General features: G+C 48.7%; 11 protein-coding genes and 1 pseudogene. 8 read left to right on the top strand and 4 right to left on the bottom strand.

Translation table 11 applies throughout. From position 1 onward, the window contains the following. Positions 1–95: 95 nt before the first annotated feature. Positions 96–383, top strand: coding sequence for a hypothetical protein (locus HRU78_10220; GenBank protein QOJ23975.1), 288 nt, complete (start codon positions 96–98; stop codon positions 381–383). Here the strand turns inward: HRU78_10220 and HRU78_10215 are convergent. Together HRU78_10215 and HRU78_10210 are read right to left on the bottom strand one after the other, a co-directional pair. After that, on the bottom strand, positions 349–699 hold the full coding sequence (locus tag HRU78_10215; GenBank protein QOJ23974.1) for a helix-turn-helix transcriptional regulator: 351 nt from the start codon (positions 697–699) through the stop codon (positions 349–351). The genes HRU78_10220 and HRU78_10215 overlap by 35 nt on opposite strands. A gap of 4 nt (positions 700–703) precedes the next feature. Then, a pseudogene (locus tag HRU78_10210) lies at positions 704–1,021 on the bottom strand (type II toxin-antitoxin system RelE/ParE family toxin). Positions 1,022–1,120: 99 nt separating this feature from the next. Between HRU78_10210 and HRU78_10205 the strand changes: the two are divergent. From HRU78_10205 to HRU78_10195, 3 genes are all read left to right on the top strand, one after another. Continuing rightward, positions 1,121–1,648 carry a hypothetical protein gene (locus HRU78_10205; protein QOJ23973.1) on the top strand — a complete coding sequence of 176 codons (528 nt, stop codon included), beginning with the start codon at positions 1,121–1,123 and terminating at the stop codon, positions 1,646–1,648. Between the two features lie 52 nt (positions 1,649–1,700). Then, on the top strand, positions 1,701–2,351 hold the full coding sequence (locus HRU78_10200) for an IS1595 family transposase (GenBank protein QOJ23972.1): 651 nt from the start codon (positions 1,701–1,703) through the stop codon (positions 2,349–2,351). Between the two features lie 312 nt (positions 2,352–2,663). Then, positions 2,664–4,115: a mannose-1-phosphate guanylyltransferase/mannose-6-phosphate isomerase gene (locus tag HRU78_10195; GenBank protein ID QOJ23971.1), complete on the top strand. Its 1,452-nt coding sequence runs from the start codon at positions 2,664–2,666 to the stop codon at positions 4,113–4,115. Positions 4,116–4,142: 27 nt separating this feature from the next. On the opposite strand, the gene HRU78_10190 is transcribed toward HRU78_10195, so the two are convergent. Then, the gene (locus HRU78_10190) at positions 4,143–6,122 is read right to left on the bottom strand and encodes an aminotransferase class I/II-fold pyridoxal phosphate-dependent enzyme (protein QOJ23970.1); all 1,980 of its coding nucleotides are present in this window, start codon (positions 6,120–6,122) and stop codon (positions 4,143–4,145) included. A gap of 59 nt (positions 6,123–6,181) precedes the next feature. Beyond that, the gene (locus HRU78_10185) at positions 6,182–7,096 is read right to left on the bottom strand and encodes a peptidylprolyl isomerase (protein ID QOJ23969.1); all 915 of its coding nucleotides are present in this window, start codon (positions 7,094–7,096) and stop codon (positions 6,182–6,184) included. A 139-nt stretch (positions 7,097–7,235) separates the two neighbouring features. Here HRU78_10185 and HRU78_10180 point away from each other — a divergent pair, with 139 nt between their 5' ends. The 4 genes from HRU78_10180 (at position 7,236) to HRU78_10165 (ending at position 14,194) form a co-directional block, all read left to right on the top strand. Next, positions 7,236–7,445, top strand: a complete 210-nt coding sequence (locus tag HRU78_10180; GenBank protein QOJ23968.1) for a hypothetical protein — start codon at positions 7,236–7,238, stop codon at positions 7,443–7,445. A 180-nt stretch (positions 7,446–7,625) separates the two neighbouring features. Next, positions 7,626–7,949, top strand: coding sequence for a ferredoxin family protein (locus tag HRU78_10175; GenBank protein QOJ23967.1), 324 nt, complete (start codon positions 7,626–7,628; stop codon positions 7,947–7,949). A 28-nt stretch (positions 7,950–7,977) separates the two neighbouring features. Further along, positions 7,978–10,743, top strand: coding sequence for a PD-(D/E)XK nuclease family protein (locus tag HRU78_10170; protein QOJ23966.1), 2,766 nt, complete (start codon positions 7,978–7,980; stop codon positions 10,741–10,743). Further along, the gene (locus HRU78_10165; protein ID QOJ23965.1) at positions 10,736–14,194 is read left to right on the top strand and encodes a UvrD-helicase domain-containing protein; all 3,459 of its coding nucleotides are present in this window, start codon (positions 10,736–10,738) and stop codon (positions 14,192–14,194) included. The genes HRU78_10170 and HRU78_10165 overlap by 8 nt, the downstream gene beginning before the upstream one ends. Positions 14,195–14,227 lie beyond the last annotated feature (33 nt).

The raw sequence follows: 14,227 nt of genomic DNA, 5'->3' as shown, positions 1-14,227 counted from the left end.
TACACAGAAGCAACGCTGGCAACAGGAAAGCGAAGACCGGCAAGCTCGATTAAACAATGGCATCCGGGGCCTGTGGGATCGCCTGACCGGACAACATGGCCAAGGATCAAAACGAACGGGAAGCCTGGCAGGCATTGGTACGCGACAGGCAACAGCGGGACGATCTGATTCAGCGCCAGCTGGAAGAGCGTCGTGCTTTGCAACTGAATATCAAGAATGCGCGACAAGACCGGAACAAAGAAATCGATCACCTGAAAACAATGATGTTTTCAGCATTGCCGCCGGAAATGAAGGATCGGCTTCAGGTGCAATTCGAGCAGAAATTTCATCGGCAGAATAAGCAATCGCTCAATCAGAACAATGACTACGATCTGTCGATGTAGCGGCACAAACGAAATTCAGTGAATACGGCTCAAATTCGATTTTTACCGAATAGCCGAGTGCACGGGCGTAATCTTCGACAGTAGCCAGCCTCGGTGACACATTCGAGTGCAAGCTTTCCAATCGGGAGATATTGCTTTTTTTGGTACCCAGCAAGTCGGCCATCTGCTCCTGCGTTACACCGGCCTTTTTACGCAAGGCAATCATCTGGCGTTTCATCTCGAATGCCGTCGAAAGTGCATCGTATTCGGCTCTGACTTCGGGATCTTGTAAAGCCATTTGCTGGAATTTATCGAATGTCGGGCGTTTAGTTGTCATCGCTTTATACCTCTTTCAGTCGTTTTTGTACCGTTTCCATATGGTGTTTCGGTATTTTATTGTCTTTCTTGATCACCGTCAGCAGAATCACGATTTCCCTGTTTCTGACGGTGCAAAATACCGACCGGGAAATGCCTTCGCGTCCTTTGGCTCGGATTTCGAATAATCCCTTGCCCAACGGGGCAGTATGGGGTCATCCCAAATCGGGACCGAATACCTGAATGAGTTCCGCGATACGCAAGAAATTGGCGAGAATTCCTGCTGGCAATGCCAGCGTTTCCGCTTCGACCTTTTCACTATAGAACGTGATCATCCATGTCATAATTGAAGTTATCAAATATGACAACAATAATCAAGACAGTCTTTCGAATGACTGGCTTATTTCAGAGCAACCAGCAACCTCCAGCAGAAAGATAAGCCAATGATTAAGACTTTCTTCCGAAAGAAGAAACGGCTACCGCTGTTTCTTGTTCCCAAAGTACGCAAGTGCCATGTACTACCCATTTACAAAAACCATGAAGCACAATGGAAGCTCTTTGCCGAAGGGGCGCTCAGAAACCAAGTGTTTCATGACGAAGTGATGCACCGGGGACACAAGTGCCTGGCCTGTGATCAGTTGCTTACTAACGGCAAGACCAAATACCCTCATATCGAAAAGCATCATCACTGCTATTTGCGGCTGTGTACCGGCAATATCCTGCCGGATGATTCAAGCGATATCTATCGGGAGGTCAGAAATGCCGAGTTCCCGCATGTTCCCGATTGCAGGCAGTGCAAGCTCAATAGCCCCGAGTATTTTGAAGGCTGCATTAAAAAAATCTTTCCCGTTCATGCAAAATGCCACGGCCATATTCATGAAGTCGAGAAATACCGGTTTGACAGGCTTGCTGAAAAATTACAGAGAGATTTTGCTGTATCCCGTCAGCGCAAGTTGGACAAGAAAGCCTGATTGCATAAGGGAAGGGGCTGTAGTAGATGAGCTTAGATGCTAAGCTAGCTGAATGAAGATAAGTCATTGTAGGTTATTAAAGAAAACGCAATCAAGATTGTTGGAGTATTTTGTGTTGGAGGTTACAGCAAGATCGGCAGCCGATATACTGGAAATACAACCCAATAGTGCAGCACTGCTTCATCGCAAAATACGCGAAGTGATTGTTTACCATTTGGAGCAGGAATCTCACGAAATCTTTGATGGTGTGGAGTTGGATGAAAGCTACTTTGGCGGTATCCGTAAAGGTAAACGAGGTCGAGGCGCTGCAGGTAAGGCTGCGGTGTTTGGCATATTGAAACGCGGTGGTAAGGTCTATACGAAGGTCGTTGGAGATACCAAGACAGAAACGTTGATGCCGCTCATTACTAGAAAAATAGTACCTGACAGCGTAGTTTATACAGATTGTTATCGCAGTTACAATGCGCTTGATGTGAATCATTTTTACCATGAACGGATCAATCATTCCACACTCTTTGCTCAAGGTAAGAATCACGTCAATGGCATTGAGAACTTTTGGAATCAGGCTAAACGCGTCTTAAGAAAATACAATGGCATTCCTAAAGAATCATTTCCACTGTTTCTCAAAGAATGCGAATTCAGATTCAATTATGGAACACCTAAACAACAACTAAAAATACTCAAACTTTGGACTCAGATTTAACTTGATCTACTACAGCCCCTTTTCTTTTCGACATTTCCAATGTTCGCATAATCGATCAGGAGTTTTGTAGTATCGTAGCAATCAAATCTGTAAACTAAGAATCATGTGTGGTACAAACTACCCGAAAATGGTATACGGTATATTGAATTTTGTGCAGCCGGAGTCTGATGATTAAATCTTTTTTAGGGGGCATTTTTCTTAGCTTACTACCTACCGGAATACTGAATTAATAAGAATGGTGATTACGCTATGAGTCGCCGAGCTCATGGCAACATACCGAATAAAAAGCTCAATATTATATAGTGATTAAATGTGAACACATTAATACCTGTCATTTTATCGGGGGGATCAGGCACACGCCTGTGGCCATTGTCGCGAGAGAAACACCCGAAACAGTTGTTGCCATTGATCAATGAAGATTCATTATTGCAGGCTACGGTTCGTCGCATGGATGGATTGAAAGGCGTGCAATTAAATGATCCCATGATTGTTTGCAATGAAGAATATCGTTTTGTCATTGCAGAACAATTACGCATCATGGATAGAAAGGGGAGTATTCTGCTCGAGCCTTTCGGGCGCAACACGGCTCCTGCATTGACACTGGCTGCGCTTGCCGCAATGCGGGAAGGTGACGATCCGGTTTTGTTGGTGATGCCGTCCGATCATGTGATCATGGAAGTTGAATCATTCCAGAATGCTGTTCTTAAAGGCATGCCGCACGCCATCAATAGCAATATCGTTACTTTTGGAATAACCCCCGATGCTCCCGAAACGGGTTATGGTTACATTCAATCCGGTGATTCGATAGGGCAGGACGACGTGGGTTATCGTATTGCACGTTTTGTGGAAAAACCCGATTTGGCCACTGCACAAGCTTATTTGGATGAGGGTGATTATTTCTGGAATAGCGGTTTGTTTATGATGCGGGCCTCTGTATGGATATCCGCCATAGGTAAGTGCCGACCGGATATCTTAGCTGCGTGTAGAACAGCTTGGGAGCAAGGGTCGGTGGATGGAGAATTTCTCCGCATCGATAAAAAAGCATTCGAGCAATGTCCGAATGATTCGATCGATTATGCCGTGATGGAAAAAATCGTCAGCGGTGATAGTGAATTACCTGCTGGCATTGTCATCCCGCTGACCGCGGGATGGTCGGATATCGGTGCATGGAGCTCATTATGGCAGGTGCTTCCTAAAGATGATGCGGGTAACGTAGCGAAGGGAGATGTGCTATTGAATGAGTGCCGCAATACCTTGGCTATTTCGGAAAGCCGCTTGGTGACATGTGTCGGTGTTGAAAATATCATTGTTGTCGAGACGCCTGATGCCGTATTGGTTGTGCATAAAGACAAGACGCAAGACGTGAAATTGGTTGTTGATATGCTGAAACAACAAGCACGCTCCGAAGGGAAGTTACACCGCAAGGTGTTTCGTCCGTGGGGATGGTACGATGGCATCGATGTCGGCGAGCGCTTCCAGGTTAAGCGCATTGTCGTCAAACCTGGTGCGGCTCTGTCCCTGCAAATGCACCATCATCGTGCGGAACACTGGGTTGTCGTGCGCGGTACGGCGAGGGTGACGCGCGACAAAGAAATTTTTCTGGTTTCTGAAAATCAATCGACTTATATTCCGCTCGGTACGAGTCACCGGCTGGAAAATCCTGGCCGGGTGCCGCTGGAGATGATCGAAATTCAATCCGGTTCGTATCTGGGTGAAGATGATATCGTTCGCTTCGAAGATATCTATGGCCGGAAAGAACATTAACCGGATTTTCTAAGAAAACCTTGAAGGTTATTTGTCCAATTGTTTCAGCAGCTTTTCTTCCGCATTGGTCAATAATCTCAAGCACGGCAAGTAGCCGTCATAAACAATGCCGTGCACTTCGATACGCTTCTGCGAACGCAGCATACCGACTAAATACTGGGTGATGCCCTGGGTGATTATCTGCCCGGGAACCAGGACCGGAATTCCCGGCGGGTAGGGGGTGATCTGGTCGGCGCTTATCCGGCCGTTTAGACTGGAATTGACTTTATCTTGCTCGTCCAATAGCGGCATCAGCTCGCCACCGCAATAAAATGCATCGCGCGGAAGGTACTTCAACTCGGTAAATCGCGGAATTTCGGCAGTTTGATAGAGCCTTTGCGGTGCACGATTCTCGCGGGCGATGCGCATTAAGGCGTCGTAAAGCCGAGATACTTTGCTGCGGGTGGTGCCGATCGTGAGCAACAGAGTGAGTGTATTGAAAGTGGATTTTTCCACTTGTATGTTGAAACGCTCAAATAATTCCTGGATTAATTCTTCGACGGTAAACCCGCAGCGCGAAATATCTACCGTCACCTTGGTGGGATCCAGCTGGATGTTGTCTTGCTTGATTTCATCGGGAAGAAGATCGGCGAGTTCCAGCACCTGAAATGCACCGGTGGAGTTGATTTGCGCCCGCAATTCTTTTGCCAGCTCCAGTGTGCGTGATAGCAGTTTATATCCCTCCAGCACAATTTGCTTGCGTGCCACATCGAGGCTTGCAATCATGCTGTATTGAGGACTCGTAGAAGTGTGCATGTTGAAATTTTCACGGAACAAATGTTCGTTAAAATCGGGGTCGTTGACATGAATCATGCTGGATTGCGAGAACGCCGATAGCACTTTGTGCGTGCTTTGAGTGGCGTAATCCGCGCCGGCTTCCAATGCGGTGGGGCGAAAGTCCGGGTGGAAGCGGGCAAAACCATACCACGCTTCGTCGATAATGACTTTGATGCCTTTTGCGTGCGCTGCTTGAATGATGGGTGGCAGATCATAGCGCAAGCCATCGTAGGTGCAGTTGGTCAAAATCAGTGCTTGCGCGTCATGGTGTTCTTCGATGGCCTTGAACAGGGTTTGTTTGGGTACCGGTCCGTAAATATTGAATTTCTTATTGACCGAGGAATCCAGATAAATCGGATATGCGCCGGATAACACGACGCCGTGATGCACGGATTTATGGCAATTACGATCCAATAATAGCTTGTTGCCGGGCGCCAGCAATGTTTGAAAAATCACCTTGTTGGCGGTTGAAGTGCCGTTCGTGGCAAAAAATGTCCGGCGTGCGCCAAAAGCCTTGGCGGCAATTTTTTGCGATTCTGCGATTACCCCTGTTGGTTCCATCAATGAATCGAGCATCGGCACTGAAACCGAGAGATCGGCGCGGAATATGTGTTCGCCGATGAATTCATAAAAATCGCTGACCCAAGGGCTGTCGCGTAACGAATCACCTGATGAGTGTCCCGGGGTATGCCAGGCATCCTTGGCCATTAACACATAATGCTTGAGCTGATCGTAGAATGGCGTGCGCGCCTTTTCCTGAAGCTGAGCATTGAGAATACGATACATGCCGCGGTAGTCGCGTTCTTCGCGGTAAAAATAGCCATCCACAGTTTCGGAAAACAATGCGTCGACCACATCATCTTCCTGTTCTTGCGCGATCAGAATGTAAATGTTTAATTCCGGACGGAAGTGGGTGATTTTCTGCACCAGCTCAAGTGCTGTCATTTGCAGACCGTGCGCGCGTTTTCCTTGATTTTTTAAGGTGTAGAGTATGTCATCAACGATCAATCCCTGGATGTCGCCATCTTGTTCGATCGACTGCAGCGCTTCTTGCGCGGTGGTGACGCCGGAGAAAACCATACCCAGCGGATTTTCCATTGATTTGGCCGCGGTATTCAGCCCTTTGACGAATTCCTTTAAAACCAGCTTCTCATCGTTGATGATCAGGATCCGGCTGACTGGTTTTTTCATGAACTGAGGTTTATCGGATTGCGTGCGGTGGATGGGTACTCAGCTTGGCGGATGCATTCTTATTCATAACTTACCAGGGTGAATGTATACGATCCCGGATCGCTCAATCGCATCAGCACATTTTTTACGGTCGTCGAAGCGCCGATCATCACCGATGGAATGTGCAGTTGGCTGTTTCCAAGCGAGAAAGTTGCGATATTACTTGGACTCACTGTCAACGCCGCGACGCTGGTTGCGTCGAGCTGAAAAATGTAATCCGGTTTGTCGCTAATCAGCCGCAAATTGACCGTATACATCTGACCGGAACCGATATCGACGGCGAAACTTAAAATACCATCGCTGAATATACCGGTTGCATCCGTTACCTCGACGCGGTCGATTTTTACCAAGTTGCTCAGTGCTGCGTGGACACCGTCAAAATCTTTGAGCGGTGCATTAGTAAGATTTCCTCCCAAGTTTCTAACCGGGAGTTTTTCAATGGCATCAAAAACTGCCATGCCCTCGAAAATAACGCGCCCGAATACCGTGAAGCCGCCATTCTGATGATCCAGATTTGCGGAATTATCGGCCAGATTGACAAACCATTGACTGGTTGCGCTGTTGGGGTTGTCGGGGAGCTTGGCCATCGCCACGGTTCCGCGCGTATTGGAAATCTTGAATTCATTGACGATTGGAGAAAATGTATTGACAGCCACGAGTGAGTCTCCACTAACGCCATTCACGATCTTGAAACCGCCGCCTTGGATAACAAAACCTGGCATGCTGCGATGGATAATCCCGTTGGTGTACGCATCGCTGTGGATATAGCTGAGAAAATTGGCGGTTGTAACCGGTGTTTGTATTTCAAAAAGCTCGATGCAAAATTGCCCCATGTTGCTAGTAAAACAAGCCACGGAATTCGCTTGTGTCGTGGATGACGAGAACAACAAGCAGATAAAAAACGCAACTTTGGGATAAATTTGAGAGATGCGCATGGTGATTGAGATGGTTGAAGTTAAATTTGGATTTTACTGATAGAAATCGTTGTGAAGCAATTGTTTTATTATTGTAAAGCAGCGGTTTTATAGAAAAGAACACATGCTAGGGTATGGGAATTAACAGTTTTTTGACGCGATGAACGAAGTAAAAATAAATCAGCGCACTGGTCACTGCAGCAAAGAAACACCAAACCGAGGTGAAGGTTTCCAAGTAAGTGAAATAAGCCACGAAGAAACCGATTGTGATGAAGATGCCGGCAAGGTACAAAACGAGATTTTTTGCGCAAGTTGTCAGTTTCTGCGTAATAAACGGCGAATGGCGCAAAGAGAAGCCAGACAATGTTGATGTCGCGATCAAGACGGCCGGATATTCTGTCATGGAAAATAAATTTCTCAGAATGGTCTTGTAGTGCTGAACTATAAACAAAATGGCGGTTACGAACATCGGTTTTTAGGATGGTGTTGTCTGTAGGAATTCTGATAGAATGCGCAATTCTATAAAAGTGTCAAGCAAGGAAGAGTTGTCATGGCTTATGTAGTAACTGAAAATTGCATTAAATGTAAATATACCGATTGCGTGGATGTTTGCCCGGTGGATTGCTTCCGTGAGGGTCCCAATTTTTTGGTTATTGACCCCGATGAGTGCATTGATTGTACACTATGTGTCGCGGAGTGCCCGGTGGAAGCGATTTATGCGGAGGATGACGTGCCCGACGAGCAAGTTCATTTCATTGATTTAAATGCTGATTTGTCCAAGAAATGGCGCCCGATCATTGAGAAAAAAGACCCACTGCCTGATGCCGATGAATGGGCCAGCGTTAAAGATAAGTTGGATCAGCTGAAACGCTAAACAGAAATGGCGGTAATCAAGATACCGCATGTTTGATTCCCCGCAATTTCCGTATCTACCCCTTTCCGAGGTTTTTAAGCGCATCAATGCCGGTACGACGGTTGTAACACCAAACCGGCGGCTTGCATTGGCGCTTAAAGAAAAATTCGACCGTGAGCAAATCAGCCGGAAAATAACCGCTTGGTATTCGGCTGATATTTTGCCATTTGCTGCGCTGATCGAACGTATTTACCACGATGCGTTGTATGCACGGCAACCATCCGGATTGCCCTTACTGCTATCCGCGGCACAAGAGCAGGTGCTCTGGGAATCGGTCATTCAATCTTCTCAAGCAGGGAAAGCGTTATTGCGTATTTTGCAAACGGCGCAAGCGGTGCGGGAGGCATGGCAACTGGCGCATGCATGGCAGCTTATTCATCGCTTGGGTGATTACAATCCGAACGAAGACGGCAAAGCTTTTCTCGATTGGATAGCCACCTACCGGGATAGAACAGCTGCCGGTCAACAAACCGATCATGCGCGTATTTGCGATTTGATCACCGAACGCTATACCTCTTTGGAGGTAAAAAAACCATCAACGTTGATTTGCTATGGTTTCGATATTTTTACGCCACAGCAAAATGCTTTCTTAAAGAATCTGACTGTAAACGGCTGTAAAGTATTGATTGCCGGCTTGGCAACGCGGCACCAGCAATCCCCGCCTGCGGTCTGCCGAATGCAGTATCTCAGCAGCCGTGACGAAATTTATCAGGCGGCGTTGTGGGCGCGATCCAAAATCGAAGAAACGGACGGTGTCGCTCGAATCGGCATCGTGGTGCCGACATTGGCTAATTATCGTAGCGCATTGCTGCGCACTTTTTCAACGGTGATGCATCCGGATGTCCGGTTTGCGTTGCCAGGGGCTGCACGTCCGGTGGCACCGTTTAATATTTCGCTGGGCTTGGCGTTAAGCTCTTATCCTCTGATTGATGCGGCTCTGCTCAGCTTAACGCTATTGCATCAGGCGATTGAGTTTGATCGTATCAGCCGCTGGTTGCGATCACCCTTTCTGGCAGGTGCGGATACCGAGATGGAGCAACGTGCATTACTGGATGCGCGTATGCGCCGGTTTGCAGAACCGACGATCACATTGGAGCGATTGCTTGCGCTGGTGAAACAATCCGGAGGACAAGCGAGTTGCCCGGTTCTGTTTCAATGTTTATCAGCGCTGCAAGCCTTTCGCCAGACAAAATTGCCAAGATCGGGCAGTCACTCCATTTTTGCCAGAATCATTGCCGAAGTTTTGCAGATCACCGGTTTTCCTGGTGAGCGCAGCCTGGATTCCACCGAGTATCAGGTATTTCAAAAATGGCAAGCGCTTGTCGCCGGTTTTGCTGCATTGGATCATGTGACCGCTGATACGAATTATCCCGAAGCGATCGGCCGGTTGAGAAGAATGGCGGGAGATACGCTGTTTCAGCCGGAGACTCCGTCAGTGCCGATTCAGATTCTAGGCGTGCTGGAGGCTGCGGGGATGGAATTTGATCATCTATGGGTCATGGGATTATCGGACGAGCAGTGGCCGTTACGTTCCGATCCGAATCCGTTTCTGCCGCTGGCGTTGCAACGTAATGCAAAATTACCCTTGAGTTCCGTGCCGGAAGCTCTGGCTCATTGTCAGCGTTTGACGCAAGGCTGGCTATCCGCTGCGCCGGAAATCATTCTAAGCTATCCTAAGTTCAGCGATGATCGCGATGGGCATGAATTAAAGCCCAGTCCGCTGATTCAACCGATAGCGGAAAGTAAGCCGCTTGTTTTAGCGATGCCGTTGCATCGCGAGCGGATTATGCAGTCCTGCGAGCTGGAGCAAATCGAGGATGACCGGGCGTTGCCGCTGGATAAACAAGTGGTTGAACGAGGTATCAGAGGCGGCACGTCGGTCATCAAAGATTTTGCGGCATGCCCGTTCCGCGCCTGGGCCAAGCACCGGCTACATATCGAAAACCTGGAGACGCCGCACACCGGTTTGAACGCACTGGAACGAGGCTTGCTGGTGCATCAGGTGCTGGCGCAGTTGTGGCGGCAATTGAAAAGCAAAGAGGCGCTCGATGCTATTGGCGATGATGATCTCGACCACATGCTGATCGACATTGCTGGTGATGCGGTTTCCACGCTGCAGCAAGTGAAGCCGGCTACGCTTTCAGGCCGTTTTGCGCAGATTGAGCAGCACCGTTTGATCCGCTTGGCGCGCGCATGGTTGGATGAAGAGAAAAAACGCGATCATTTCACCGTGATTGCAACTGAGGAAAAGCATTCTATTCAAGTTGGTGATCTGGTTTTAAGCGCCCGGCTGGATCGGATCGATGAATTGGCAAGCGGACAACGGATCATCATCGATTACAAGACCCGGAAGCAATCGATACAGACAATGCTCGGAGAGCGCCCGGACGAGCCGCAATTGCCCATCTATCTGGTGACAATGGAAGCGCAGCAACAAACCGCAGGCGTGGCATTTGCCGTCGTGAAGCGCGGTGACATGGGGTTTACGGCTGTTGTGCGCGATGCGGATTTGTTGCCCGGTGTGAAAGCTTTTTCGCAAGTCAACGGCTACAAACAATATAGTTCGTGGGAAGATCTGGTCGCCGCATGGCGGCAGCATTTGACCAATCTGGCGGTAGGTTTTTGCGGCGGCGACGCTCAAGTCAATCCGAAGAATTTTCCGCTGACGTGCGAATACTGCGACATGCAATTATTCTGTCGTATTCATGAACGGATGAGCGTGCGTGCGGTAGCGCAGGACAATGAAAATGACTGATTCCGCACGTATTCCCGATGCCGATGAGCGCCTCCGGGCGCTCGATCCTGCACAGTCATTCATCGTGCAAGCACCGGCCGGCTCGGGCAAGACGGCGTTGCTGATTCAGCGCTATCTTAGATTATTGGCCTATGTCGATGCACCGGAAGAAATCGTGGCGATTACGTTTACCCGTAAAGCCGCTGCAGAAATGCGTACACGTGTTCTGGCCGCGCTGGAAATGGGGAGTCAACCTGCCGATGCTGAAACGGCTCATGAGAAACTCAATCACGAACTGTCGGCGGCGGTGTTGCAGCGCGACCGGCGAGCGGGTTGGCATATCACCACGAATCCGGAACGCTTGCGGATCCAGACGATTGATTCTTTGTGTGCAACCTTGACACGGCAAATGCCGGTACTGTCGACATTCGGTGCGCAACCCGAAACGGTTGAAGATGCCTCGGATTTTTATTTGCAAGCGGCGCGGGCCACGCTGGAATCGATCGAACAGGATCATACGATGGCACAGGATATTGTTCGAATACTTGAGCATTTGGATAACGATAGGGCACGTATTGAAGCATTACTGGCCGGCATGCTGGCGCGGCGCGATCATTGGTTGCGCCATCTGCACGGCAGAGCGCGGGAAGAGCTGGAATCTGCGTTGCAGAATTCCCGTTATGATGCGCTGCAATTTGTTTTCCGGTTATTCCCGGCGGAACTGCACGACGAGTTGCTGGCATTGCTGCGTTATGCCGCCGCGAATTTGACTGATGCGGGTAAAGCATCGGCTATTACATTATGCGAATCAGTGGATGCACTATCAGCAACTGATGCCGGGCAGTGGCAAGGAATTGCGGAACTGCTGCTGACGCAAAAGGGTGACTGGCGCAAAAGAATTTCCGAGAAAGAGGGTTTTCCGGTCGGCAGTAATAAGACTGAGAAAGATGAGGCAAAAGCATGGAAAAACCGGTTGGAAAATTTGCTGGAGATACTCGCGTCGCATAATACACTGCGACAAGCACTGCATGATATCCGCCAATTACCGCCGCCGCATTATTCTGATCAGCAATGGGAAATATTGGGTGCGATCACGCGTTTGCTGCCGTATGCGGTGGCACAGCTTAGCGTAATTTTTCAGGTGAGCGGCAAAGTCGATTTTTCGGAAGTGGCGCAACGCGCATTGCTTGCCTTGGGCGATGCCGAATCACCGACGGATCTTGCATTGGCATTGGATTACCGCATCAAGCATTTGATGATTGATGAATTCCAGGATATTTCCATTAGTCAGTTCACCTTGATCGAGCAACTGATTGCCGGCTGGGAAGCGGGCGATGGGCGCAGTTTTTTTGCCGTCGGCGATCCGATGCAATCGATTTACCGTTTCCGCGAAGCGGAAGTCGGACTTTTTTTGCAAGCGCGCAATGCGGGAATTGGTTCTTTGATTTTGCAGCCGATCACACTGAGCGCGAATTTCCGCTCGCAGCAGGGCATTATCGATTGGGTGAATACCACGTTTGCGCAAATGATGCCGGACTGCGAAGACGTTGCATCCGGTGCGGTGGCATATGCATCTTCCATTGCGACCCGCCCTCAGCTCACGGGTGAAGCTGTAAAGATTTATCCATTTCTGGAAAAAGATGAAGTTGCAGAAGCCCGGCAAGTGGTCGAGATTATTACGCAGACTCGCCATGACTTTCCCGCTGGAACAATCGCAATTCTGGTGCGCAATCGCAGTCACTTATTCGACATCGTCGAGCAAATCAAAGGAGCCGGTTTGCGGTTTCGCGCTATCGATATTGAGTTGCTGCATCACAAGCCGGTAGTGCAGGATTTATTGGCACTGACCCGTGTTTTGATCAATCCGGCTGATGCTGTTGCTTGGTTCGCACTGTTGCGCGCACCTTGGTGCGGTCTTTTGCTCAAGGATATTACGCTAATGGCGGAAAATAATCCCGGCATGCTTAACAAAGAAATTACGGTGTGGGGATTGATCGGCGATGAGAGCCGCTGGCAGGGTATTTCAGCCGATGCAACAGTGCGTTTACGCCGGATCTGGGAAGTATTGCATCCTTGCATGAGCAACCGGCAGCGTCGGTCGTTACGCGTAACGGTAGAATCCGCTTGGCATGCGCTAGGAGGTCCGGGGTACTTGAATTCAACCGCAAAAAACGGTACAGGTACAGCAAATCATCTGGATGATGCCATGATTTATCTGGATTACTTGGAAAATCAGGAAGAAGCCGGCGATATCCAGGATCTGATCAATTTTGAAAATGGACTGACCGCATTGTATGCCTCGCCTGATCTGGGTGCTGATGATGGATTGCAGATTATGACAATCCATAAAGCCAAGGGGCTTGAGTTTGATACGGTTATCGTGCCCGGATTGGGCCGGACTACGCGCAATCATGACAAACAATTGTTTAAATGGATTGAGCAGCCGCATAACCAAGTTACCGGCGATAAGAGCGGAGTTCCTCCGGATTTGCTGCTTGCGCCGATTCAGGAAGCAGGAGCAGGCAATGACTCCATTTACGCATGGCTGGACAAACTTGATCGGGATAAGGAACAGTTTGAGGCGGATCGCTTGTTGTACGTTGCCGCGACGCGTGCAAAGAAGTTTTTACATTTACTGGGCCATGTCAATGGAATTTCAGAAGATGGCGGAAAAGCAATCTCGTCAAGGCCATTATCAGGTTCACTGCTTGATCGGCTATGGTTGACCGTGCAGCCGGATTATGATGGCGTTGCTGTAAGTCAATCTAAGTCGGAAGATCATCAGCTTGAGAACAGAACAAAAAAAATAATTGGCGATGCCGTATGCGATCAAAATATTTATCGATTGAAAACAGATTGGGTATTGCCAAATGCACCGGAATCGATCGCGTGGCGAGCGCCTTATGAGCAAAAGGCAATTCAGGAAGAGATAGAATTTTCATGGGCCAGTGAAATGGCGCGACATGTGGGTAATGTAGTGCATCGCTGGCTGCAGAAAATAGCTGAAGACGAAATGCGCGGTTGGAGTATCGCTTGTATCGAGAGGATGCGAGCGCAGTTCGCACAGAATTTGATTGCCGGCGGAATGAGCGGAAATAGTAAAGAAATGACATACGCAGTTGAATGCATTGTTCTGGCTTTGAGCAACGCGGTTAGCGATAAACGCGGGCAATGGATTTTGGGACCTCGGCAATCGGCACAGAATGAATTGAAGATCAGCGGTATCACCAACGGCAGACCCATGTATTGGATAATCGATAGAACATTCTGCGATTCCGCTGGAACTCGCTGGATAATTGATTATAAAACGAGCAGCCATGAAGGTTCGGCAATTGACGAGTTTCTCGATCGTGAGCAAATTCGTTATCAGCATCAGCTCAATCACTATGCCAAACTCATGTGGCAAATTGATGCGAAACCAATAAAATTAGGGATTTATTTTCCATTAATCAATGGCTGGCGCGAATGGTGAAAATTGATTACGTTTTGCGGCGATCTAAATCAG

It is taken from the genome of Gammaproteobacteria bacterium, from assembly GCA_015709635.1.
In the GTDB taxonomy this organism is placed as follows: domain Bacteria; phylum Pseudomonadota; class Gammaproteobacteria; order Burkholderiales; family Nitrosomonadaceae; genus Nitrosomonas.
The sequence above is the reverse complement of the archived record's forward strand: the minus strand, read 5'-3'. Positions and strand labels throughout refer to the sequence as shown.

Bases quoted from the DNA above. Each gene is read 5' to 3' on its own strand.
- HRU78_10220 (QOJ23975.1), top strand. From the start codon at position 96: ATGGCCAAGGATCAAAACGAACGGGAAGCCTGGCAGGCATTGGTACGC.
- HRU78_10175 (QOJ23967.1), top strand. From the start codon at position 7,626: ATGGCTTATGTAGTAACTGAAAATTGCATTAAATGTAAATATACCGAT.
- HRU78_10215 (QOJ23974.1), bottom strand. From the start codon at position 699: ATGACAACTAAACGCCCGACATTCGATAAATTCCAGCAAATGGCTTTA.
- HRU78_10200 (QOJ23972.1), top strand. From the start codon at position 1,701: ATGAAGATAAGTCATTGTAGGTTATTAAAGAAAACGCAATCAAGATTG.
- HRU78_10190 (QOJ23970.1), bottom strand. From the start codon at position 6,122: ATGAAAAAACCAGTCAGCCGGATCCTGATCATCAACGATGAGAAGCTG.
- HRU78_10180 (QOJ23968.1), top strand. From the start codon at position 7,236: ATGAACGAAGTAAAAATAAATCAGCGCACTGGTCACTGCAGCAAAGAA.
- HRU78_10170 (QOJ23966.1), top strand. From the start codon at position 7,978: ATGTTTGATTCCCCGCAATTTCCGTATCTACCCCTTTCCGAGGTTTTT.
- HRU78_10165 (QOJ23965.1), top strand. From the start codon at position 10,736: ATGACTGATTCCGCACGTATTCCCGATGCCGATGAGCGCCTCCGGGCG.
- HRU78_10185 (QOJ23969.1), bottom strand. From the start codon at position 7,096: ATGCGCATCTCTCAAATTTATCCCAAAGTTGCGTTTTTTATCTGCTTG.
- HRU78_10205 (QOJ23973.1), top strand. From the start codon at position 1,121: ATGATTAAGACTTTCTTCCGAAAGAAGAAACGGCTACCGCTGTTTCTT.